The sequence below is a fragment of the Cellulomonas chitinilytica genome (assembly GCF_016862675.1).
Classification (GTDB): Bacteria; Actinomycetota; Actinomycetes; order Actinomycetales; family Cellulomonadaceae; genus Cellulomonas; species Cellulomonas chitinilytica.
The window spans coordinates 20,163-43,480 of record NZ_BONK01000018.1; the positions used below are offsets into that span (position 1 = coordinate 20,163).

18 protein-coding genes and 1 tRNA gene are annotated in these 23,318 nt (G+C 69.7%); 7 read left to right on the forward strand and 12 right to left on the reverse strand.

Annotated elements, in window-relative coordinates:
* Window positions 1-69 precede the first annotated feature (69 nt).
* Window positions 70-5,718: a MobF family relaxase gene (gene mobF, locus Cch01nite_RS20335; protein ID WP_203758333.1), complete on the reverse strand. Its 5,649-nt coding sequence runs from the start codon at window positions 5,716-5,718 to the stop codon at window positions 70-72.
* 230 nt (window positions 5,719-5,948) lie between these two features.
* Here mobF and Cch01nite_RS20340 point away from each other — a divergent pair, with 230 nt between their 5' ends.
* A complete protein-coding gene (locus tag Cch01nite_RS20340; RefSeq protein ID WP_203758334.1) occupies window positions 5,949-6,299 on the forward strand; it encodes a hypothetical protein in 351 nt (116 codons plus the stop codon).
* 542 nt (window positions 6,300-6,841) lie between these two features.
* Here the strand turns inward: Cch01nite_RS20340 and Cch01nite_RS20345 are convergent.
* Complete coding sequence (locus Cch01nite_RS20345; RefSeq protein WP_203758335.1) at window positions 6,842-7,846, reverse strand: DUF932 domain-containing protein; 1,005 nt, start codon at window positions 7,844-7,846, stop codon at window positions 6,842-6,844.
* Between the two features lie 107 nt (window positions 7,847-7,953).
* Window positions 7,954-9,516 carry a ParB/RepB/Spo0J family partition protein gene (locus tag Cch01nite_RS20350; RefSeq protein ID WP_203758336.1) on the reverse strand — a complete coding sequence of 521 codons (1,563 nt, stop codon included), beginning with the start codon at window positions 9,514-9,516 and terminating at the stop codon, window positions 7,954-7,956.
* A 241-nt stretch (window positions 9,517-9,757) separates the two neighbouring features.
* On the opposite strand from Cch01nite_RS20350, the gene Cch01nite_RS20355 reads away from it, so the two are divergent.
* Both Cch01nite_RS20355 and Cch01nite_RS20360 read left to right on the forward strand, forming a co-directional pair.
* Window positions 9,758-10,189, forward strand: coding sequence for a hypothetical protein (locus tag Cch01nite_RS20355; RefSeq protein WP_203758337.1), 432 nt, complete (start codon window positions 9,758-9,760; stop codon window positions 10,187-10,189).
* A 762-nt stretch (window positions 10,190-10,951) separates the two neighbouring features.
* Window positions 10,952-11,170, forward strand: a complete 219-nt coding sequence (locus Cch01nite_RS20360; protein ID WP_203758338.1) for a helix-turn-helix domain-containing protein — start codon at window positions 10,952-10,954, stop codon at window positions 11,168-11,170.
* Window positions 11,171-11,229: 59 nt separating this feature from the next.
* Here Cch01nite_RS20360 and Cch01nite_RS20365 read toward each other — a convergent pair whose 3' ends face one another.
* The gene (locus Cch01nite_RS20365; protein WP_203758339.1) at window positions 11,230-12,207 is read right to left on the reverse strand and encodes a hypothetical protein; all 978 of its coding nucleotides are present in this window, start codon (window positions 12,205-12,207) and stop codon (window positions 11,230-11,232) included.
* A gap of 97 nt (window positions 12,208-12,304) precedes the next feature.
* Here Cch01nite_RS20365 and Cch01nite_RS20370 point away from each other — a divergent pair, with 97 nt between their 5' ends.
* Window positions 12,305-13,450, forward strand: a complete 1,146-nt coding sequence (locus tag Cch01nite_RS20370; RefSeq protein ID WP_203758340.1) for a hypothetical protein — start codon at window positions 12,305-12,307, stop codon at window positions 13,448-13,450.
* Here the strand turns inward: Cch01nite_RS20370 and Cch01nite_RS20375 are convergent.
* From Cch01nite_RS20375 to Cch01nite_RS20385, 3 genes are all read right to left on the reverse strand, one after another.
* A complete protein-coding gene (locus Cch01nite_RS20375; RefSeq protein ID WP_203758341.1) occupies window positions 13,447-14,163 on the reverse strand; it encodes a hypothetical protein in 717 nt (238 codons plus the stop codon). The two genes, Cch01nite_RS20370 and Cch01nite_RS20375, sit on opposite strands and share 4 nt — an antisense overlap.
* Before the next feature lie 37 nt (window positions 14,164-14,200).
* A complete protein-coding gene (locus Cch01nite_RS20380) occupies window positions 14,201-14,905 on the reverse strand; it encodes a hypothetical protein (RefSeq protein WP_203758342.1) in 705 nt (234 codons plus the stop codon).
* Window positions 14,906-15,218: 313 nt separating this feature from the next.
* A tRNA-Leu gene (locus tag Cch01nite_RS20385) sits at window positions 15,219-15,292 on the reverse strand.
* A 122-nt stretch (window positions 15,293-15,414) separates the two neighbouring features.
* Here Cch01nite_RS20385 and Cch01nite_RS20390 point away from each other — a divergent pair.
* Both Cch01nite_RS20390 and Cch01nite_RS20395 read left to right on the forward strand, forming a co-directional pair.
* Window positions 15,415-16,104, forward strand: coding sequence for an ANTAR domain-containing response regulator (locus Cch01nite_RS20390; protein ID WP_203758343.1), 690 nt, complete (start codon window positions 15,415-15,417; stop codon window positions 16,102-16,104).
* A gap of 178 nt (window positions 16,105-16,282) precedes the next feature.
* A complete protein-coding gene (locus Cch01nite_RS20395; protein WP_203758344.1) occupies window positions 16,283-17,551 on the forward strand; it encodes an ABC transporter substrate-binding protein in 1,269 nt (422 codons plus the stop codon).
* A 68-nt stretch (window positions 17,552-17,619) separates the two neighbouring features.
* Here the strand turns inward: Cch01nite_RS20395 and Cch01nite_RS20400 are convergent, their stop codons facing one another.
* Window positions 17,620-18,390 carry an endonuclease/exonuclease/phosphatase family protein gene (locus Cch01nite_RS20400; protein ID WP_203758345.1) on the reverse strand — a complete coding sequence of 257 codons (771 nt, stop codon included), beginning with the start codon at window positions 18,388-18,390 and terminating at the stop codon, window positions 17,620-17,622.
* Window positions 18,391-18,449: 59 nt separating this feature from the next.
* On the opposite strand from Cch01nite_RS20400, the gene Cch01nite_RS20405 reads away from it, so the two are divergent.
* The gene (locus tag Cch01nite_RS20405; RefSeq protein ID WP_239071153.1) at window positions 18,450-19,121 is read left to right on the forward strand and encodes a hypothetical protein; all 672 of its coding nucleotides are present in this window, start codon (window positions 18,450-18,452) and stop codon (window positions 19,119-19,121) included.
* 4 nt (window positions 19,122-19,125) lie between these two features.
* On the opposite strand, the gene Cch01nite_RS20410 is transcribed toward Cch01nite_RS20405, so the two are convergent.
* From Cch01nite_RS20410 to Cch01nite_RS20425, 4 genes are read right to left on the reverse strand one after another with little or no spacing between them, the layout of a single operon-like run.
* Entirely contained in the window at window positions 19,126-19,938 is an 813-nt protein-coding gene (locus Cch01nite_RS20410) for an ABC transporter ATP-binding protein (RefSeq protein ID WP_203758346.1), read from the reverse strand.
* Entirely contained in the window at window positions 19,935-20,894 is a 960-nt protein-coding gene (locus Cch01nite_RS20415; RefSeq protein WP_203758347.1) for an ABC transporter ATP-binding protein, read from the reverse strand. Before Cch01nite_RS20415 ends, Cch01nite_RS20410 begins: the two co-directional genes overlap by 4 nt.
* Window positions 20,884-21,870, reverse strand: coding sequence for a branched-chain amino acid ABC transporter permease (locus Cch01nite_RS20420; protein ID WP_203758348.1), 987 nt, complete (start codon window positions 21,868-21,870; stop codon window positions 20,884-20,886). The genes Cch01nite_RS20415 and Cch01nite_RS20420 overlap by 11 nt, the downstream gene beginning before the upstream one ends.
* 9 nt (window positions 21,871-21,879) lie before the next feature.
* A complete protein-coding gene (locus Cch01nite_RS20425) occupies window positions 21,880-23,295 on the reverse strand; it encodes a branched-chain amino acid ABC transporter permease (protein ID WP_239071154.1) in 1,416 nt (471 codons plus the stop codon).
* Window positions 23,296-23,318: the final 23 nt, after the last annotated feature.

Here is a 23,318-nt window from a genome sequence, read left to right on the forward strand (position 1 = left end):
GTCGGCGCGGCAGCCAAGTGGTCTGAGCCTTGAGAACTGCGCTGTTCGTAGAGTCACTCGCAGTGCATCTCAGCGCGGCGGAGTCGAACGGGCCCCACGAGCAGGGGTGCCCGACGGGGAGGCTGGCGTCTGGCGCGCATCTGCTTCGGACAGCACCGAAGCCGTTGGAGTCACGCCGCCGGCGCCGCCATGGACGGCGGAGATCTCGGCGATCTGCCCGATTGCGACGCGACGTGGGTCTGCTTCCCAGAGGGTCACCGCGTCGGCCAGCGCGCGCCGGACGCCGGTGATGTCGGTCCCGACGGCGGCCGCGATCCGCCTGCTTCCATCAGTCCACGTCTCCGGGGCGTCGGCAGCGAGAACAGTGACGGCGGCACGCGTCGCGCTCGATCCGGAGAGGTTCTTCAATCGTTCATCGAGCAAGGACTCGGCGAACGGAGCGCTGCGCGTCAGGGCTGCGCGCAGTCCTTCGGCACCGTCAGTCTGGAGCAGCTCGGCCGGGTCCGAACCGAGCCGCATGGATGCGGAGTCCAGCGCGACCGCGTGCTGCGCGAGCAGCCAGAAGGCCCGTTGTGCGGCCCTGGAGCCTGCGAGGTCGGCGTCCGTGGCAACCAGAGGGCGGGTTCCGGTCTCGTGTGCGACCTGCGCCAACCAAGCAGCCTGGGTTTCGGTGAGTGAGGTTCCGAGCGGGGCGAGTCCCACGAGGTGACCGGGGTCAGCGAGCGCGGCGGCGATCGCGTCGAGCGGACCCTCCACGATGACTGGACGCCCGCCGCTGGACAGCAGGTCTGACCGCACACCGTAGAGCTGTGCTCCCTTGTGGAAGAGAGCGGTGTCGGGGGTATTGAGGTACTTCGGGGCGCGATCGCGAGCGGTGGAGTCGTCGAGGCGAGGATGGCGTCGGCCGACGAAGCCGAGCGGCAGCAGCTCGCCGTCGGAGAGTCGGGTGATCGGCAGGACGAGGCGGTCGCGGAACCTGTCGATGAGGCGACCGTTACGAGCAACAGAGGCGAGCCCGGACTCGCGCAGTTCGAGATCTGTGGCACCAAGACGACGCAGGTGGTCGACGAGCGTTGTCCAGCCTCCGGGTGCGTACCCAGGCTGCACGTGGGGATCGCCGGCGAGGTCCACGCCGAGCCGGCTTGCCAGGTAGTTCTGGGCCCACGATCCGCCGAACCGCGAGGCATAGAAGTCACGCGCCAGCTGGTTGAGCTCGAGGATGCGCGCGCCGCTCACGGGGCCCATCGCTGCGTCGAACTCGCGTGTCGCGTCTGCCGTGATCTGCTGATCGGTGGGGGCAAGGACGCCAGCGTTGCGGCGCGCCAACGCGGCGATGGTCAGGACGGCTTCGGCGGTCGCGTCGCCGAGCTCGTGCTCGGAGTGTTCGTCGGACGGTTCGTCCTCGTAGGTCGGTGGTTCTTCGCCGGGGAGCACTGCCGCGTCGGCAGCCTCGAATGTCGCGACGTGCGTCCCTTCGGCGTCGCCCCACGGCAGGGTTGGCACGTTGGCTGTGTCCGGGCCGTCAACGGGCATGACCACGTCGACGTCTGCCGACGGCGGGCCCTCGTCGAGCAGCGAGATCCGCCAGACCCACGCCTGGCAAGGATCGACGTCGTCGTGCTCGGAGAAGGCGGCGCCTGTGAAGAGAGATTCGACCGCCGCGCCGCGCGCCGCAGCGCGTTCGACTGCGGTGATGAGTGCCGGCCACCAAGGGCTGTGCTGGATGGTTGTGGCCTGGTCGGCCCCGACCAGCCGGTCGAGTCGCGAGGTCCAGGGCGCGACGAGGGTGTGGTTCGAGGTGACTTGCGCCGCCACGGCCGGTGCAAGCCGCTCCGACATGCGCCACCACAGGGCTGCCGCGGCGTGGTCGTCGGGCAGGGTCCCTTGGGCGTAGGCCGACCGGAGGTGAAGCGCGGCATCGATGCCGGCGCGCGTCAGCGCGGCAAGTCGCTCGGCCAGCACGGGGACGAACGGGTCGCGATCGGCGGTGGAGATCATCGAGGAGAGCAGCGGCGCCCACTCCTTCAAGGCCGGGGTGTGGGCGCGGGCGAGACGCCGGTCGAGGCGGTGCTGCCAACGGGCCAGAGCGGTGGCGAGCTGGGGTGCGCCAGTCGGGCGATGATCGGTCACGGGGACCTGGTTCGCGGCCCGCCACACAGCGACATCGGCGAGCAGGTCGTTGCCGGGCCGGTGCTGTCCGTTGCGTGCCCATGCCGGGGCGCTCACGTCGGTCACCGCTTGATCGACGACCTGGGCGGCCAGGTCACGCACTCTTGCCGCCCGCGCGGCCAGGTAAGGGCCCCACTCCTCGTCGAGGGCCAGCTGCTCTGGGATGGCTGGGAGCCAGGGGAGCGGACCAGGTCCGGCGTTGCGTAGGCCAGTGTCGTCGAGGCGCCAGTCGATCACTGCGGCGACGTCGAGGGCAGAGTTCAGCTCGCGGCGAGACGCAGCGTGCCGAAGTGCTGCGACGGGGTCGACGCCGACGGCGCCAAGGAGGACCAGGTGGGCGCGCAGGGTTGGCCAGGCTGCGGCGTCCGTGAGGTTCGGCTGGATTGTGTCGGCCTGCGCGTCGAGCCGGGACAGGGCGTCGGCTCCGACGAGCTGCTCGGCACCCACGTAGAGGGAGTCGGCGTACCGGGCGGCGGCGTCGCCGAGCTGGACCGCTGGGTCGATCTCGTCGCGCGCCATGGTGCTCGCCGACCGAGCCGCTCCGTCGTTGGCGAGGATCCGTTCGAGCACGTCCGTAGCGGTCAACGGATGCAGGTGCTCAGGTCGGATCACGTTGTGCTCGTCGCCGTCGTCGACGAGCTGCAGGTACAGGTGGTTTGCTCCCTTGCCGCGCGTCGCAGCGGTGTAGACGAGCTGACGGGACTCCTGCCCGGTGAGGAGCGTGTGCCCCGCGTCGGCAGTGAGGCCTTGGGCGGCGTGGATGGTCGAGGCGTAGCCGAGCTCGACGCTCTTCGAGACGTAGTCCGGGGGCAGCGTGATCCGCATACCGTGCGCGAGGTGTTGGGCCGTGACCGAGCCATCGAGTCGGATGTCGGTGATGGTCCAGCGGTCTCCGTTCTTGACCCAGTCGGATGCGGTCAGGCGAAGCCGGCGGTCATTCGTGCGAGTGATGATCGTGTCTCCGACCGAGGTCGCGTTGCCGTCGGAGAGCGTGGTCCACGTCGTCGGTGCTGTGCCCTCCAACGCGTGCGCGTGGGCACGCCGATTGAGCTCGCCAACCAGCTCCCTGGTCGGCGCGAGCATGATCGAGTTGCGGCCGGCAGCGCGGTCCGCGGCCCACGCGTCGAAGACCTCGTCGATGAGGGTGTGCACATCTCCGACGTGCACACGTTCGTTGTCCAGGTAGAAGCCGATGGACTCCGGAAGACCGTCGCGTAGAGCGAGCGAGGCAGCAGCCTCCGCAGGGTCGCTGAAGCGCATGAGCTCGGAGAGCTGCAAGCAGCCGTGCGTGCTTCGGATGTCGCGCAGCACACCGCCAGCGCCGATCGCGGAGAGCTGTTGGTCGTCGCCGATGAGGCGGACGCTGGCGCCTCGCTCGGCGACGAACGTGAGGAGCCGGTCGAGCGAGAGCGTGTCGGCCATGCCTGCCTCGTCGACGATGATCAAGGTGCACTCGTCGACGTCCTTTGCCCAGGAGGACAGTCGCTCCCCGCTCTGTTCGAGGTCGTGGAGCAGCTTGGCCATGGTGTCCGACGCGGCGCCTGTGCTGTCGCCAAGAACGGCGGCCGCTGCGGCTGACGGTGCCAGCCCTACCACGTCCCCACCGTCGTGACGCCAGGCCGCCACGAGTGCCCTCATCGCGGTGGTCTTGCCCGCGCCCGCCGGTGCGATCGCGAGCTGCAGCCGAGCGCCTGAGGAGGCCATCTCCCGCACCAAGGTGGCCTGCCCCGCGTTGAGTGGAAGGCCGGCCTCAGCCGACTGCGCGAAGGCGGCCTCGACCGCTGCCGGGCTGGCCTTGGGGCCGTCGAAGTGACTCGCGTGATCGACGATTCGCGCTTCCGCGGTGAGCAGCTCGGGAGACGTGAACAGCTGGGCTCCGGCGACGGTGTAGACGCTCGCACCGTCGCTGCGGCGCAGCGCGGCGGGTAGGAGCGATGCGGCCCCGGCCGGTTCGTCCGCGTACCGGCGTGCGGCGGCAGCAGGGGCGCCTGGGCGGCCGATGGTGAGCTCGTCGCCTGATGTTGTGAGCGGCACCGAGTGTCGCGTCAGGACCTCGTCGACGACGAGGGACACGACGTTCTCGACGTCTTCGGTGCGCACGTCGGTGCCACGAATACGGCGGAGGGCCTCGGCCTCCACGTGCCACCGCTTCCAGTGCGAGCGGCGTACCTGCAGCGCGTCGAGCACGGCACGCGCCGCCTGGCGCACCCAGGCGGCGTCGACCCGTTCCGGACGAGCGTCTGCCCGGTGCAGCGCGTGTGCCGTCATCAATTCCACGGCCTCGTCGGACCCGAGAACTTGGCGGGCCTCGCGAGCCCAGGCCAACCGCTGCTCGTCGAGGCTCCGTGGCTCGTGCTTCGCTTCGCGCGTCTCCAAGGTCGCCTGCTGCGCGAGCTGGATGGACTCGATAGGTGAGGGCGGACGGCCGTGGGTGTTCTGGAACTGGGTGGCCAGCTCGGCGCGCCTGGCCTCGATGCTGGCGCGACGCGATGACCACCGGTCAGCAAGGACCGGGTCGACTCCGACGACCTCACGAACCGGCCGCTTCGAGCGGTCAGTAGTCGGACGAGCGGCGAATTGCAGACCAAGGAGGTCGCCCAGGTGCCGCTCGAGCGCAGTGTTGTACGTCTCCGAGGCGGCCACGGTGGCCGCGAAGAGGATCCGGCCGTCGATCGCGAGCCAGCGTCCGTCGGCCCGCGTCTGGACCTTGTTGGCGATCGCCACGTGGGTGTGCAGATCGGGGTCGCCGGCCCGGCTGTCGCGGTGGGTGAAGGCGGCGGCGATGAGTCCTCGGGTCTCGACCTGCCGCACGCCGTTCGTGCCTTGACGTGTGTAGAGCGCGTTCCGCTCGAGGTACGACAGCGCGTCGCGGACTGCCGCCTGGTGGGCGTGCTCGATACGTGCCGCAGTCGGCTTGTCTGCCAGTGCCCACAGGGTGCTGACGGACTTCACGGGGGAGAACGTGAGGTCGAAGCCCGCGACAGCGTTGGTCCGGGGCCGAGAGTGCTTGGCGATCGCTGCAGCGAGCTCGCGCGCATCGGCGGGGTCGCGGTTGAACTCTTCGCGGAACAAGGCCGTGGCGACTTTGGTACGGAGGTCGGCGCGGGCTTGCATTGGTACCCACGTGTCGCCGGGCAGGCCGCGAGCGGTGTTGAAGGCGGTGACTTCCAGGGCAAGACGCCGGCGGAACTCCGATACGTCGTTGGCGTAGACCCGGAACGGAGTCCCGAGCGACGCGGCTGCCTCCTGACCGTTCGCGTCCAGTCCTTGCTCGGAGGCAATCGCGCGCAGCTGTTCCGCCAGGGGGTGCTTGCCAGCGCCGAACAGGTTGCGCATCTGCTCGGCCGTGACCTCGTCGCCCTCCGCCATCCTGGCGAGCCCCGCCATACCGGCGCCGATCCACGTGCCGGGCGCCTCGCCCTTAGCCGAGTAGTACGAGGCGAGGCTGCTGTGTCCCTTCTCTGTCACGTCCTGTGCGGCCACCTGGCGGGTCAGGTAGTCGTAGCCGCTGCCGGCCGTCAGCTTGTGGATCGACATCGTCACGCTCACCGAAAGGCTGTGCGGCCACCTCGATGTTCAGTGGTTGACGGCTGAACGACCGCGAATGCAAGAGGTGTGTGGGGCAGTGCTCTGGCGCTGGATGGGCGAGGGCGGGGCAGTGATCGCGGGCGGTGCGAATACGGACCGAGCCTGGGGAGCCGTCGCGGGGACGGAGGTCGTGAGCGTGACGGTGGCCCGTTCGGCTTTCGGTGGCACCGGCGAAGCGGGAGGGATGAGCGGTGGCGGATCAGACGGCAAGGCAGCGGGCTCGACGTGCAGCGCTGGATGCTCAGGCGAGGGGACGCCAGCGGCGAGCGGAGCAGGAGCGGCGGCGTGACACGCTCGGCGTTCAGGTGGTGACGGCGCTCGCGGAGCGAGATGCCGTGGTGGAGACGTGCGAGCGGCGCGCGGGTGCTGCGCTGCTCGCACTGACGCGGGCCGAAGGGCTGACACTCGCGGAGGCGGTCGAGCGCTGCGCGTGGGATGCGCTGACGAGCCGGGAGGCTGCACGGCTGCGACAGGTGGCGATGGCCAGCACGACGCCAGGACCGGTGAAGGGCGCGGGGGGCGGCGGTGGCACGGGAGGGTGACAGCGCGCGCGAGGCGATGGCCAGGGCGTGCGCCGATGCCGTGGTGGTGGCCCGGTTCTGGTCGAAGGTCGTGGATGTCGACGGGAGCGGTTGCCGGTGGTGGACCGGCGCGCTGAGCGGTCGCGGTCACGGGCGGTTCTGGCTGGGTGACGGGCGCGTCGTGGTGGCACATCGGTTCGCGTTCGCGCTGGCGAAGGGCGCTGAGGCAGCGGATGCGGTGGCCGTGCTGGGGCACCGGTGCGACAACCCGTTGTGCCAGCGAGTGGGGGAGGGCCACATAGTCGCGTCGTCGCACGCGCTGAACCGTCGTGAGTGGGTGGCCCGGCGCGGGCTGGCTGACTCACCGCTTGGGGACCCGCGCGGGGCTCGGTTGCGAGCGCAGGACTTGCGGGACCGAGCCCGTCGCGATCCGGCGCTCGTCGCAGCCGCGCTGCGTGAACTACGTCGAGTCAGCGGGCGTCAGCTCACGCTGTGGTGAGCATGCCGAAGCGCGCCCGGGGCGAGGGGAAGTCTCCGCTCCGGGCGCGCTTCGTCGCGCTCGGTCAGACGGGGGTGAGGGCTGACCAGGCGCGGGCCTTGATGCGGGCGGGCTCGTCGGTGGTGAGCACGCGCGCGGCTCGCGCGGCGGCGGGGTTGCGTCGGTCGCGGACGGGTGCGAAGTGATCGACGTACTCGGCCACGGCCTGGTAGGCACCCCACGCGGTGCCTCGGATGCCGTCCTGGGTGTCGGCCTGGTGCCACAGGTGGGCGAGCGTGGCCGACCGGTGGGTGTGGGCGTTGCGTGTCCGTGCCTGTGTGTCGGTCTCCGGTGTGCCGAACAGGTCGGACACGAGGGCGTAAAACTCGGCGTCGGTGACCGTGGCGGCGATCATCTTGTCGGCCTCGGCCTGGAACGCGTCGACATAGGCAAACGTCAGGCCGAGGGCGGTGCGGGCGGCTTGGACGGCGGACTTCGCGTTGCGGGTGTGCCGGATGGACCACGACGACACGTGGTCGCGAAGTGCGGCGTTCTGGGTGTTGGCGCACACGACGCGGACCGGGGTGACCAGCAGTCGGTAGGCGCCCGATCCGTCGTGGGAGTTGAGCGCCGCGATGTTGAGGTCGACGCGGTCTGAGCCGCCCACGAGGAGGTACTGCGGCAGTCGCATCGTGACGAAGACCTGGCGTCCGCCGCGCAGCGATCCGGCGGTGTCGAAGATCGCGCCTGACTCGTCGGCGAGCAGGTTCAGGAACTCGGCGTGCTCTTCGTTCTGGAGGGGGGTGTAGGCGTCGCCGACGACGCCGAGCGGCTCGGGCTGTCCGGTGAACGGGTTGGTGCGGACGGTGGCGAAGCCGGGCACGTCCATGTGGGTCACACCGTCTGGGGTCACCTCGCTCGCGGTGAGTGGGACCTTGTGCACGTTCCAGCCGCCGAGATGGCCGAGGGTCATCGCCTCTTCGGCGGTGAACGCCTCGCCGGTGACGGTGGTGCCGAGGCGGTGCCATGCGTCGGTGCGGGCGAAGACGGCGGCGGCCTGTGCGCCGTGGGTCTCGATCTCGTGCGGCATCGGACTGGTCCCTTCCGGTCGTGGCTGTGCTGGCTAGGCCAGTCTATTCCGTCTATTCCACTGACAGGAGTTGTCCACAGCGGACAACTCCTGTCAGTGGGTGGCGGTCAAGCGGCGGCGTCCGGCTCGGGGTCGTCCGTGCCGTCCTCGTCATGGCTGGTCGGCGGCTCGGCGTCGTCACTGCGGCTCGGGACCGGGATCAGGAGATGCTCGACCTCGCTGGCCCCGTAGCCCCAGTCGACGAGCGCAGACATCACGTGCCCGTCGTACGCGCGCGGGTTGCGCCACGTGTGGACTCCGCTGGCCGCCTCCCAGGCTGAGAGGACGACCGCGAGGGTGCGCATCGTTGCCAACTTCGGCGTCGTCACCTGCTCCAGGGCGCGGTTCGCAGCCTCGGACGCGAGGCCATCGGCGCGCTGGCCGAGCAGTGCGCCGAGCAGCGAGTGACCACGGTCCAGCGCTGCCGTGAGGCTGTACTCGCGCGTGAGCAGCGCTCGCGCGATCAGGGCCTCCGCGCCAGCGGGCACGGTGCGGCGGGCGAGCAGACCCCTCAGCCACTCGCGACGCACGACCTCCGAGGCGCGCCACGCCTCGTTGTTGGTCCGCACGCGGCGACGCTCGGCAGACTCGGACTCCTGGCGGGCCTGCTCGGCAGCAGCGCGCGCCTCGACGTCCTGGCCGGCGTTGTCCTCGCCGGCGACAGGGCTCGGACGCCAGCCGTAGTGCAGGCCGGCCGCGTCCGGGTCGGTGCAGATCCAGACCGGGACGAACACCGCGTGCGGCTCGCCTGGCTCGGTGCCCTCGGCCTCGTCGTCGTGGTCTGCGTCGTCCTCGTCCGACCACTCGACGGTGATGACGACCGCCCCGCCGGGGATCGTGGGCCACGTCTCCTGCGGGACGGGCTCGTTGTCGGCATCGCGCAGCTCGTCCAGGCGGAGGCGGTACAGGTCGTACCTGCTCGGCGCGTCCTGCGGGTCCAGGACGGGTAGGCCCTCGACGCGCAGCCGCTCGACCTCGGCGCTCAGCGCCGCGCGCTCTGCTCGCTCGTCACGGAGTACCTGGGCGACGTGCGCGAGGCGACCGCGCTGCCCGAGGTTGGTGCACGCAGACGTGAGCCGAGCGATCGCGACCGCGTCGTCCTCGAACTCCGCGAAGATCGCAGCCTCCTCGAGTGTGTAGCCCTCGGCGTCCATCCGCTCTCGGGTCGCCGGGCTCGCAGCGACCGTCAGCGCGGCGTCGATCACGGGTCGGGCGACGGCAGTGCGCTTGGCGATCTGCGCGGCGGAGAGGTTGAGCAGCGCCAGTTGCTCGATGCCGTCACGCGTCTCGCGCTCGTGCATGGCCTCCCGGTGAAGGTTCTCAGTGATCTGGTCGGTGATGCGGTCGGCCTCGTCAGGCGGGGCGATCACGCGAACCGGGATGGTCGGCGTGCCGACCTGAGTCGCGACGATGGTGCGCCGCTGCCCGCGCAGCACGGTCAGCGTGCCGTCCACGTCCGGGAAGGCGGTAACGGGCTCGATGACCCCGCGCGCTCGGATCGACGCCGAGAACTGCTTGGCGTCGGGGTGGGGGTCGACGCGCACGTTCGCGCCGATCTTCAGGTCACCGGGAGCGACCTCGTACAGGTGCCCGACCTCGTAGGTCGCAACGGTGGTGATCGTGTCGGTCATTGCTGTGTCTCCAGTCATGGAATAGAAGGAACTGCACCTGTAATCTTCCTCGTGTCAGCGGGTCGGGGCGGGTGCGATCGGTGGGCTGTGGACAACGTGGGTGCAGGTCAACGCGCCACGGGCGGTCCGGGCGCGGGTCGCCTCGAGGCGGATCCGATGGGCGCTTGGGTCGCCGAACGCGTGGCGCAACACGGATGACCGAGCCGGGAATGCAGCGACGGTGTTAGCGGAGGTGGTTGCGATGGCGGATTCCGTTGCGGTCGGTGCGTGGTGGGACCCGGCGACGTGGGACGCAGCTCGCTCGGCCTATGTCTGCGACCTCGACCACGAGCCGGGAGCGCCAGCCGGCTTCGTGCATTGGTTGGCGTGGGTGCTCGAGGCGCATGTGGCCCGCGGCCCCGCGGGGCGCGCCGATCTCGGAGTCCGGGCGGCGCCACGTCTTGGGCGCGCTGAGGGCAAGAACCGAAAGCACGAGCTCCCGCCGGCGACTCTCCACGCTGTCGACGAGGCGATCGTGGAGGACCGCGCCGCAGGGCGGCTCTTGAGCCGTTCCGCATGGATCCACGAGGCCGTCGTCGTCGCGGTGACCAATGCGGAGCGTCGCGCTGGCGGCCAGCTGGCGCCGGTTGTCGGTCGCCTGCCGAACCGTCCCTCCAAGGCGATCGAGCTCTGACTTCGAACGCGAACTTCGCTCGCTGACGCCGCACAGGGGAGGCAGCAAGGAAGTTGCGCGATCACCTCGTGGCTGCGCCCCACCGACCGGCCCGCGAAGCAGCCGATCGTTTGGCATCCGGGCGGAGCCTTCGGAGGTTGCCAGGTTCGCACGACCGAAGGGCTGTTCTGTGCCGATAGACGTGTCTGTGGTGATGAGTTGGGCGAACTGCGCGAGGCGTATCGGCGACGCCTGAAAGGTGGCCCCATGGCGACTGATGAACACGGACCCGAACGAGACAGCTGACGAGCCGGCGTTCGTTCGTCACTGAGGTCGTCGTGGGGCCGCCGCTACAGAGCGCCCCGCCATGGCGGCGACCGAGGTGTTGACCTGCGATGTGATGCCGGATGATCCGCGGTTCGCGCCCAGGAGCCGACACGTCATGGTGCGACTGGCGGACGGGGCTAGAGAAGTCGAGCTCCGATGCGCTGGAGAAGTGGTGTCCCTCTAGCAGGCGGCGGGCCTGCTCGACTTGGAGCAGCCGCTGGCCGGTTGCATGCACTCCGTGCCGGCCTGCGAGATTGCCTAGCGGCTGAGGACTGCTGCGGAACTCCGACTGAGGTCGTTGACGGCCGCGGGCTGGACCGAGTGCGGATCTGACGAACATGGAGCCGTCGCGGCGCGCTTTTGGAGTTCGACGGAGCGGCCGGGCCCGAGCTGCACGACGCCCGGCAATGAAGCGGCGCCGAGATCGGGGCCGTTCAAGCACGAGGGAGAGAAATCATGGCCAGATCACCGAGTGAATCGAATCCGGCAGCGTTCGTCTCCGTCGCGGACGTCGCGGACGAACTCGCTGTCACACAAAGGTTCGTCAGGCGTCTGATCGCCGATGGCGAGCTCCCTGCCGTCAAGATCGGCACTCGGTTGGTGCGAGTCAGGCGTGCAGACCTCGACGGGATCTTACGGCCCGTGGCCGCTCTCAGCCCGAACGCTGTGCGGTAGGGCGGACCACCCGAGCTGCCGCCGAAGGCGTCCGCGGCACTGACCTCATTCGGAGGACGTCAATTCGAGGGGCCCGTCGCGAGCAGGGCGGTGCGTGCTTCGCCGAGCTGCAGGAGGTAACGCCTCGCCGTCAAGAAGAGCGCGGCGGCTCCGGGTTCGCTGAACGAGTCTTCGCGGTCGGCGTCCCTGTCGCCAACGGGATGGAGCCCGTAGTTACGAAGATCGCGGTAGCGAGCTGCTTGAGCGCGGACATCGTTGCGCGTTGCTGGCGCGAGAATGCGCTCCGACGCAAGGACCGCTGTCGTTCGCTCGATGACGGTTGCCACCATCTCACCCTGTGCGACGAGCGTGTCTAGTCTCGCGTCCCGCCCGGCCGCAGCGGACGCGACTCCGAACCAAGCGGCTTCGGATGTGGCGGCAAGCAGGTCAACGGCCGCGAGAAACCGGCCCTGGTAGAAGCACCTGACCGCTTCGCGCAACACCTCTGTCCCGCGAGCGCCGAGAAGGTCGTCGAGACCGTCGGCGATGTCGGTCCGGGCGAGTAGGGCGCGATGGGTCGCAGTCGGACTCGCGAGTCGCCAGCGGCAGTTCCCGCGGTCCAGGTCGAAGGTCACGACGCGGCTTGCGAAACTCACCGGCCCGGTAGTGGACGAGCCGCCGGTCGTCCGGTGCACGGTGATCGAGTCGGTCCCTTCCCCGTATGCGGACCCGACCGTCGGGACAACGAGTCCTTCGCGCAGCAGTCCGGCCAAACTCTCCCGCACGGCGTATTCGACGCGCTTGCGGACCAAGGGCGGCTCGTTGCCGGTCGGGGCAGGCCAAGCGCCGTCGGAGTACGCGATGACGAGTTGCTCGTCGTAGCGAGGTACGCCGATGCTGCGCCGGGAGTTCATCGACCTGGTGAGATCGTTGATGTGTCTCGTCGTGCCGTCTGCCAGCTCGTCGAGGATCACTTCGCGAGCCTCGAGGAGATCTCGGCCGGTGGGCACGACGAACTGCTCAATCGCCTCTTGTACGTGCGGGGCAACCTCGCTCACGAAGCTGACCGTACCGTTGGCTCCACCCGGTGCGTTGATCGACGCTAGACGGCCGACATGCCCCGAGTGGGCCAGCGGGGGCCGCTACTCTCCGACCGTGGTCCACATCGACACGAGCAGTGCCCAGCGCTTGCAGGATGCGCTCCACGAGGCGAGGAAGATATCGGAAGAGACGCTCGCGGAGGAGCCGCTAGACGCGCTCCTGCAGGCGCTGCTCGACCAGCATGGACCACGACTCGTCGAGGTCGCCTTTGACCGTCGTTACTCGCCACCGCGCCAGGGACACATCGCACTTCGGTACCCGGCGACCGGAGATGTCGGGCGCCTCGGCCATGGCTACTTGTCGTCGGGCGACCAGCATGAGCTCTCGTTCACGCTGACGCCGAAGCCCGGCGCCGTACTCACCGCCGCCGACCTTCAATCGGGGATCGACGCAATCGAGTCGCGTCTACGTGAGCAGCAGGATGAAGCAAACGAAGCGATCGCACGCGAGCAAATCGAGTTCGCCGAGGCGGTACGCGAGAAGCTCGAGCCACGTTGGCAGATGACCCGAATGCTCCGTGGTGCTCTCGCAGAGCTCGCGATCCCACTCGCGCCCACGCCCGGGCCTGCGCTCGTGCCCGTGCACGCGAGGCACCTGTCCCTCACGGCGGTCACCGCCGCGGCCGGAGATGGGACACCAGAGTGGGCTCTGGAGGAGCGACTCGCCGATGGTGTCGTCGCGACGATCGGCGCGTTCGGCCGATCTCTGGAACGCTCGCCCGCCGCAGCGTCACGGCTCGTTGGCGGCGACGAGGAGACCCTTAGGGACGTTCTACTTTGCGTCCTCAACGGCAGCTACGAGGGCCTCGTCACAGGGGAAACGTTCATCGGCGACGGAAAGTCTGATCTTCTTCTGAGGTGGCGTGACCGCGACGCGTTCGTGGGCGAGTGCAAGATGTGGAGTGGTTCGAAAGCGTTGGAGGCGGGCGTCGAGCAGCTTCTGTCTCGGTACACCCTGTGGCGCCAGGCGCGCGTCGCGCTCGTAGTGTTCTTCGACCAGCCGAGCGACGCCACCACTCTCATCGAGAGAGCGTGCACGGCCATCCGAGAGCACCCGCGAACACGTCGCGTGATCGACGAGTCGGAGCCGGCACGGCGCTCAGACTACGAGGTCAGCGGAAGCGGCGACGAACGGCGCCCTGCTCGACTGACGTTCCTCCCGGTCGTGCTGCGACACCCACTGCCCGGAGCGGCCGCCTAGGCGAGTTCGTCTGCCCGCCGATACACCCTTCCGACCATCTGGCGCCCAACGACAGTGATCTCCCAGAAGCGGTCGCCGGCCGATCCGCCGGTCGACAGGCCGTAGCTCGTTGGGTAGTCGTCCCCGAACCTCTTACGGGCGAGCCCACCACTCACGATGGTGTCGAGGACGTGCGTTTGGAGTACTGGTTCAAGCCCACTGATCGCCGTCCTGAGCTGTGTCTGGCGATCCAGGATCCAGTCCTGCATGGTTGCGCCGTCTCGCCGAGCGATGGCGAGAGCCTCAAGCGCGCGGAGATGAACGGCCTCGAGTGGGGCAAGCATCCTCAGCCACATGAGTTCGCCATCTAGCGACGTCGCGTCTTCAGCCGTGGCGGCGACTGCGATGGTTCGCGCCAGCGCGTCGCGTTTCTCTTCGAGCATGGTCCGCGCGGCGACGTTGAGCGCCTCGCCGGCGAGTAGAAGCCGCTCCGGATCGGCGCAGACGCGCTCGACAAACTCGTCGTCCGCGATGGCAGCGAGCGCGACAGCTTGGTCCAGAACATCGCTCGCACGCTGGCGCTGTCTGTCGAGCCAACGAGAGTGCACGAGCTCGACGAGTGGCACCAAGGCCGCCGCGACGACGCCAGCTGCAGGATTCTTGGTCGCGACAGACGCAGCCGTACCCGCCAGTGCCACCCTGCCCAGCAGCTCGGCGCGCCTGGTGTCGTCCACCGTTTGAGCGTATCCGGCGGCTCCGCCCGAGAGGCGACTAGCGGGCATCTCCGAACTGTTGGAACCATCGCAGCCATTGCGCCATAGCCGGCCGTGCCTCTCGGTCCCATGGGGTCCGTGACCACCCGTAGTACTCGCAGAGCCGCAGCATCGTGTGCTGCGTCCCTAGAACGACCGATCCGACGACCGCCGAGTAGGTCCCGAAGCTCAGCCCGACCCTGACGCTCGCCAGGCCAGGTTCGGAACCGTCCTGAGTCTCGGCTACGAACGGATGGACAGCGTGGGTCTGCATGTGGGAGACGCTGGACGTCATCCGATGGATGAAGGGGCCGTAGCCGCGCGTCGTCGTGCTAGCAGCGATCAGATCGTCGATGAGTCGCTGGCTGCTGGGTACGGGCGAATCCAACGAGGCGGCTATGCGTCCGTCGGCGAACTTTCGCTGCCTGTACGCCATGCCGAGGACCTGTGCGGTCGACTTGATCTCGAGCATCCGTCCTGCGATCTCGTCGGCGGCGACCTTGTCCAAGGGCCGCACCATCGACATCTGTTCGGTCAGCGACACCAGGCGCAAGCCGAATCGCCGCCGCACCCGCTCGTGGCGATCGATGGCTGGGTCGTACAGCCAGAAGACCGTCGCAAGGCCCTCAAGCGTCGGTCGTACGAGCGACCAGTTGGAGAAGGTGACCTGTGGTGCCGCGGTCGTGGCCGCGAGGCCCCGAAGGTGGTCGACGATCAGGGTCATGCGGGGGAGGGCGTCGTGGCACGTCTCAAACGTGCCGCGACCCCAAGAGCCATCGAACGAAAGGTCGGCCAGCTCGACGGCTGCGGGGCTTCCGGCGTGCGCTGTCGGGCGATGGTGCTCGGGATACCAGGCCATGGCCCGAGCGAGCCGCCTCAGATGCCGTGCAGCAACTTGGAACTCGGCCGGCGGCTGGTGGTCTCGCCGAACTCGCTCCGGCCTCGTCATGGCCGAGAAGGTAGCGGCCTTCGGCCATGCACACGAGCGCTTATGACACGTATATGACACGGAGAGACGACCGTGCAGGTCAGAAGGGTGCCCCGAGTGGGATTCGAACCCACACTGGATCGGGTTTGAGCCGAACGCCTCTGCCGGTTGGGCTATCGGGGCCGAGCAGGTCAGCAGGATAGCCCGGCGTCGCCGTTCCGCCGGACGGTGGCCGTGCCGCGGCGCGACCTGCCTCACAGTCGAACCACGCAGGCGCGACGGGACCCGCCCACTACGCTGTCCCCGTGACCAACGACGTGACCCCCGAGCCCACCGAGCAGGCCCCTGAGGCCCTCGACCTGAGTGCGTCGGCCCCGGCCGAGGTGCCGGCGGCCACTGCCGCCCCCGCACGTCCTGCTCGCCGCGCGGTCGTGGCGGAGGACGAGGCTCTCATCCGCATGGACGTCGTGGAGACGCTGCGCGACGCGGGCTTCGACGTGGTCGGAGAGGCGGGTGACGGCGAGCAGGCGGTGGCGCTCGCGACCGAGCTGAAGCCGGACGTCGTGGTGATGGACGTGAAGATGCCGGTGCTCGACGGCATCTCCGCCGCGGAGCGGATCGGCAAGGCGCACCTGGCGCCGGTCGTGCTGCTCACGGCGTTCTCGCAGACGGAGCTCGTGGAGCGGGCGCGCGACGCGGGTGCGATGGCGTACGTCGTGAAGCCGTTCAGCCCGGCCGACCTGCTGCCCGCGGTGGAGATCGCGATCTCCCGGTACGCGCAGATCACGGCGCTCGAGTCGGAGGTCGCGGACCTCGCGGAGCGGTTCGAGACCCGCAAGAGGGTCGACCGTGCCAAGGGTCTGCTCATGACGAAGATGGGCCTGACGGAGCCGGAGTCGTTCCGGTGGATCCAGAAGACCTCGATGGACCGCCGTCTGACCATGCGTGAGGTCGCCGACGCGGTGATCGAGCAGGTCGGAGGCGGTGCGTCGTAACGTCAGCGCTGGTCACGCCCCCGGTCGGGTGTCCAGGTCGAGCGGACTTCCGTTTGTCACAAGTCTGCAACAACCATCGCGGATTCACATCGCGGACACAAAGAATGAGTACCTTCGCGCCACACTCCAGGATCCTCATGGATCTGCGGATCGCAGTACTCACAGAGGGGTACCACGCATGATTCGTTCGACACATGCAGTTCGTGCAGCCGCGCTGGCCGGCGCTGCCGCCCTGATCCTCGCCGCCTGCTCCAGCGGTGGCGGGGACAGCGACGACGACGCGACCGAGGGGTCGACGTCCGCGGCGTCGGGTCCGCTGAAGATCGGCTCGCTGCTGCCGCAGACGGGTTCCCTCGCGTACCTCGGTCCGCCCGAGATCGCGGGCGTCGACCTGGCGATCAAGGACATCAACGACGCCGGCGGCGTGCTGGGCGAGGACGTCACGGTGGAGCACACCGACTCGTCCGACGCCGACAACGCCGAGGTGGCGACCCAGTCGGTGACCGAGCTGATCTCGAAGAAGGTCTCGGCGATCATCGGTGCGGCGTCGTCGTCCGTGACGCTCAACGTCGTCGACGACATCACGAACGCGAAGATCGTGCAGATCTCGCCGGCCAACACGGCCACGAAGCTCTCGGGATACTCGCCGTTCTACTTCCGCACCGCCCCGCCGGACACGGTCCAGGGCTCGGCGCTCGGCAACCTCATCACGGGTGACGGGCACGAGAACGTCGGCATCCTCGTGTTCAACGACGACTACGGCACGTCGCTGCGTGACGTCGTCGAGAAGACGGTCGAGGACGCGGGCGGCACGATCACGTACGGCAAGAAGGGTCAGGAGTTCGACCCGAAGGCCAGCAGCTTCGACTCGGACATCACGGCGCTCCTCGCGACCAACCCGGACGCGGTCGTGGTGCTCGCGTTCGAGCAGACCAAGCAGATCATCCCGGGTCTCGTCGCCGGTGGCGTCGACCCGAAGAACATCTACCTGGTCGACGGCAACACGGCGGACTACTCGGCGGACTTCCAGCCGGGCACGCTCGAGGGCGCGCAGGGCACCATCCCCGGCGCGTTCCCGTCGGACGACTTCCAGGCCCGCCTCAAGGAGGTCGACCCGAACCTCAAGGACTTCGCGTACGGCCCCGAGTCGTACGACGCGACGATCCTCGTGGCTCTGGCCGCCGAGAAGGGCAAGGCGACGGACGGCGAGACCATCCAGAAGAACCTGGCGGCGGTCTCCGGTGCTGACGGCGGCGAGAAGTGCTCGTCGTTCAAGGACTGCGTGGCGCTCATCAAGGACGGCAAGGACATCCAGTACACCGGCCAGGCCGGTGTCGGACCGTTCAACGCCGACAACGACCCGTCGTCCGCGTTCATCGGCGTCTACAAGTACGGCGCCGACAACAAGAACGTCTGGGTGAAGGCGGTCGAGGGCGAGGTCAAGTGACCCCGTCTGCGTGAGTCCTGACGCATGACGAGGAGGGCCGGTGCGGAGCGATCCGCACCGGCCCTTCGTCATGCGTGGGTGAGCGTGACGTCCACGACGAGCGCGCGATGGTCGGACAGGCCCGTGTCGACGGCCCGTGCGGGGCCTGCGGCGCGCACGGGTCCGTCGCCGAGCACGTGGTCGAGCTGTCGTGCCGGCTCGGCGACGGGGAACGTGGGGGCCGTGGCGAGCGGGTGCATGCCGGACCAGCGCATCGACGCCGGTCCGTCGAGGTTGAGGTCGCCGAGCAGCACCATCGGCCGGGTGAGCGGGTGGACCTGCGTGACGAGGTGGCGCAGCTGGCGACCGGTCCAGCCCGGGATGAACGTCAGGTGCGTCGCGACGACGCTCAGCACCCCGTCGGGGCCGTGCACGACGGCCGCGAGGGCCGCCCGGGGCTCGTCGCGCACGAGGGTCGGCCAGCGGGTCCCGGGCCAGCGCACGGGCGTGCGGCGGCGCAGCGTCGGCAGCTGGAGCACGCGCCACTCGAGGACGGGGTGGCGGCTGAGCAGGGCGATCCCGTAGCTCGCCCGGGCGGGCTGGTGGTCGCCGGTCGCGGCGGTCCACAGGCCCGGCTCACCGTGCAGCGTGGCGACGAACCGGTGCTCGGGAGCGCCCATGGCGTCGGCGGCGAGCGCGGTGAGGTCGGCCCCGTGCGACCGGGGCTGGTCGCGGTCGACCTCCTGGAGGGCCAGCACGTCCGCGTCGAGCGCGGCGACGGCGTCCGCGAACCTGTCGAGCCTGACCTCTCCGTCGACCACGGACCGGCCGTGCAGGATGTTGAAGGTCGCCAGGCGCATCCTGACGATTCTCCCGGTCGACCTGCGGCGGCGCGCGTCGGCGTGTAGACACTCGTCTCATGACTCAGCCCCCGAGCCAGCCGACGAGCCAGCCCACGAGCCAGCAGGGTGCCCTCGTCGACCCGCCCGACGACCGCACGGCCCTGCAGGACGGCCTGCGGCTCACGGCCGTCGCGCTCATGGACGCGGGGATCCCGTTCGCGCTCGTCGGCGGCTACGCGGCGTGGGCCAGGGGAGCCCCGGAACCGAGCCACGACGCGGACTTCGCGGTCACGGAGGGCGACGTCGCCGAGGCGAAGGCCGCGATCGCCGCCGCCGGGCTCGTCGTCGAGCAGCCCGCGGAGAACTGGCTGTTCAAGGCGTACCACCACGGCCAGCTCGTGGACGTCCTGTTCCGGATGGTGGGGGAGCCGATCACGCGCGACCTGCTGGCGCGCTCCGACGTGCTCGAGGTCCTGGCGGTCCGGATGCCGGTGCTGAGCGCGACGGACGTCGTCTCGGCGAAGATGCGGGTGCTCGGGGAGCACGCCTGCGACTTCGGTCGCCTGCTGGCGATCGTCCGTGCGCTGCGGGAGCAGATCGACTGGGAGCGGATCCGTGGGGACGTCGAGGGGCACCCGTATGCGCGGGCGTTCCTGTTCCTCGCCGACGAGCTGGGGATCACGGACCGCGGCCCCACCTCGTCCGGCGACGAGGTGGGGCCGGGTCAGGACGCCGTGCCGTCGACGTGAGCGGTCACTGCGCCGGGGGGCGGTGCGCCTCCTCGACGTCCGTCGCGAGCGTCCCGAGGTACAGCTCGATGACCTTCGGGTCGTGCATGAGCTCGCGGCCCGGGCCCGAGTAGGCGTTGCGGCCCTGGTCGAGCACGTAGGCCCGGTCGCAGATCTGCAGGGCCCGGCGGGCGTTCTGCTCGACGATGACGATCGAGACGCCGGCCTTGTTGATCTTCCGGGTCCGGATGAACGTCTCGTCCTGCCGCACGGGCGACAGCCCGGCCGACGGCTCGTCGAGGAGCAGCACCGACGGCTCCATCATGAGCGCGCGGGCCATCGCGACCATCTGCCTCTCGCCGCCCGACAGGGACCCGGCACGCTGCTTGCGCCGCTCACCGAGCGTCGGGAACAGGTCGACGATGAACGCGAACCGCTCGTCGAACTTCTTCGGGGCCTGGAACAGCCCCATCTGCAGGTTCTCCTCGATGCTCAGCGACGGGAACACGTTGTTCGTCTGCGGGACGAAGCCCACGCCGCGGCGCACGAGGGCGTCGGCGCGCTGGTGGGTGATGTTCTCGCCCTGGAGCGTCACGGTGCCCGACCGGATCGTCACGAGCCCGAACAGGGCCTTGAGCAGCGTGGACTTGCCCGCGCCGTTCGGCCCGATGATCCCGACGAGCTCCCCGGGGTGCACCACGAGGTTGCAGCCGTTGAGGATGTCGACGCCCGGGATGTAGCCGGCGATCACGTCGCGGGCGTCGAGCAGGGGCTCCCCGGCGGGTGCGCCCCGGTGGACGCTGGCGGCGTCGCCGGTGTCGACGGCGGTGGTGCTCATCGGGTCTCCTCCGTGCGGGTGTCTTCCTCGGCGCGGACCTCGGCCTCGAGCTGCTCCGTGACCTCGTCGCTCAGCAGGCTGTCGTCGCCGAGGTCGGTGTCGTGGTGCTTGCCGAGGTAGGCGTCGACGACGGCCTGGTCCTGCATGACGGACTCGGGCGGCCCTTCGGCGACGATCCGGCCCTCCGCCATGACGACGACCCAGTCGGAGATGTGCCGGACCATGTGCATGTCGTGCTCGACGAACAGCACCGTGGTGCCCTCGTCGCGCAGCGACTCGATGTGCCCGAGCAGCGACTGGGTGAGCGCCGGGTTCACGCCGGCCATCGGCTCGTCGAGCATGAGCATCTTCGGGGAGCTCATGAGGGCGCGGGCCATCTCGAGCAGCTTGCGCTGACCGCCGGAGAGGCTGCCCGCGAAGTCGTCGCGCTTCGTGTCGAGCTTGAACCGTTCGAGGAGCTCCTCGGCCTGCTCGGTGATCGCCTTCTCCCGGGGCCGCCACATCGCCGGCACGAGGGCCGTGACGAGCCGCTCGCCGGGCTGGTCGGGGGCGCCGAGCCGCATGTTCTCGATGACCGTCATGCGGCTGAGCGCCTTCGTCAGCTGGAAGGTCCGCACCATGCCGGACCGTGCGACGCGGGCTGCTGCCACGCCGTGCAACGAGCGCCCCTCGAACGTCCACTCGCCGGTGCTGGGCCGGTCGAAGCCGGTGAGCAGGTTGAACAGCGTCGTCTTGCCGGCGCCGTTCGGTCCGATGAGGGCGGTGATGGCGCCGCGCTGGACCTCGAGGTGGTCGACGTCGACGGCTGTCATGCCCCCGAAGTGCCGGGTGACGTGGTCGGCCACGACGATCGGGTCGGGCTTGGCCGCGCCGGGCGTGCGGGCCACGTCGGCGAGCGCTGCGGCGACCTCGGCCCGGCGGCTGGCGATCGTGGTGGTGGGCTGGTCAGCGGACATCGATCGCCAGCTCCTTCTTGTCGCCGAGGATGCCTTGCGGCCGGAAGATGATCAGCAGCATCAGCGTGACGCCGACGACGATCCAGCCGAACTGCTCGATCTGCTCGGTCCGCATGATGCTGTCGGGGACCCCGGCGCGCATGACCGACTTGATGAGCATGAGGCTCGCCCAGAAGATGATCGACCCGAGCACGGGCCCGAACACCGTCGCGGCACCGCCGAGCAGCAGGATCGTCCAGACGAAGAACGTCATGGGCCGGCCCATCGAGTCGGGCTGCACGGCGCGTGGCAGGACGTAGAGGATGCCCGCCAGCGCACCGATGCACCCGCCGAGGATGAGCGCCTGCATCTTGTACGAGTAGACGTTCTTGCCGAGCGAGCGCACGGCGTCCTCGTCCTCCCGGATGCCCTTGAGCACGCGGCCCCAGGGTGACCGGATGAGCAGCCACACGAGGAGGCACGCGAGCCCGACGACCGTCCAGCCGACGATCCGGACCCACCAGCTGTTCGACGCGCTCATCGAGTAGTCGAACGGGCCGAGCTGGAAGTTGCCGTCGCCGAACGGCGAGGAGTCCTGGAACGTGTGCTTGTAGTCGTTGCCCCGCAGGCCCGACGACGCACCGGTGAGCTCGGTGAGCGCCGTGGAGCGGCCGATGAGCCGGACGATCTCGGCCGCGGCGATCGTGACGATCGCGAGGTAGTCGCCCCTCAGCTTGAGCGTGGGGATGCCGAGGATGAGGCCGAAGACCGCGGCGCACGCGACGGCGACGAGCATGGCGGCCCACAGCGGCCAGCCCGCGATCGTCGAGATCGCGAACCCGTAGGCCCCCAGCAGCATGAAGCCGGCCTGGCCCATGTTGATGAGGCCCGTGAGGCCGAAGTGGATGTTGAGGCCGATCGCGGCGAGCGCGTACGCGGCTGTGGTCGGGGCGAAGAACTCCCCGGCGACGTTCGTCAGGATGTTGTTCCAGTCCATGACGGCTCCTTAACCGATCCGCTCGGCCCGGCCCAGGATGCCCTGGGGCCGCACCAGCAGCACGACGATGAGGATGAGCAGTGCTGCGGCGTAGCGCATGTCGCTCGGGATGAACAGGTTGGCGACCTCGACGACGACGCCGATGACGATCGAGCCGACCAGGGCGCCGAACGCAGCCCCGAGGCCACCGAGCGTCACCGCGGCGAACATCAGGAGCAGGAGCGCGGCGCCCATGCTCCAGCTCGTCGCGTTGAGGTACAGGCCCATCAGCACGCCGCCGAGGGCGGCCAGCGCGGCTCCGAGCACCCACACGAGGCGGATGATCCGCTCGACGCCGATGCCGGACGCGGCCGCCAGGGCGGGGTTGTCGGACACCGCACGGGTCGCGCGCCCCACCCGGGTGCCGAGCAGGAAGTACGCGACGCCGCCGAGCACGAGGGCGGCGATCGCCACGGACACGAGCGACGTCACGGTGACGCGGACGGGCCCGAACGTGAGCGTCGTCGGGTTCGTCGTGACGATGCGCAGCGAGCCACCGCCGAAGAAGAACTGGTACGTGTACTGCAGCGCCATCGACAGGCCGATCGTCACGATCATCTGCTGCGTGGTGCCGACGCGCCGGCGCCGCAGCGGGTGCCAGATGCCGGCGTCCTGCAGGTACCCGCTCGCGGCCCCGGCGATCACGGCGAGCACGCCCGACAGGACCAGGGGCAGGCCGAGGAGCTGGCAGCCGACGTACGCGAGGATGCCGCCGAGGGTCACCTGCTCGCCGTGCGCGAAGTTGCTCAGCCCGGTGGTGCCGTAGATGAGCGAGAGGCCGACGGACGCTAGCGCGAGCAGGATGCCGAAGATCAGCCCGCTGACGGTCTGCTGCGCGAGCCGGTCCCAGCTGAAGCCGGTGTCCTGCTGCGAGTTCGTCGGGGTGCCCACCTCGCCGTTGCCGGCTCCCGGAGCGCCTGTCGCACCTGGTGTCGGGGCGGCGCCGGAGCCGTCCGCGGCCACGAGCGGGAAGAGCGCACCGACGGCCTGCCCCAGCAGGGCGTTGACGGTCCTCGGGTTCGCGGACGGGTCGCGCAGCACGTCGCCCTCGGGGAGGGTCGCGGGGTCGACCTTCACCGTGTACGGGCCGGCCACGGTGACGGGGACGGCCCACTTGCCCTCGGCGTCGGTGACGACGGTGACGGTGGTGCCGGCGCCCGCGACCTCCAGGCTCACGCCGGGGGCGGGCTCGCGTTCGCTCGTCCTGATGGTCCCGTTGATGCACCCGGTCGCGACGTCCGCGACGCAGGTGGCTTCGGCAGCGGCGTGCGCCGGAGCGGCACCGAGCAGGGTGGTGACACTGAGGACGAGGACGGCCAGAGCCGTCCGTGCCCTCGTCCTCCGCCACGGCGACCGGGTGGGTGCGGTGGTGGGGGAACGGTCCACGGTGGCGACATCTCGCACCTGGA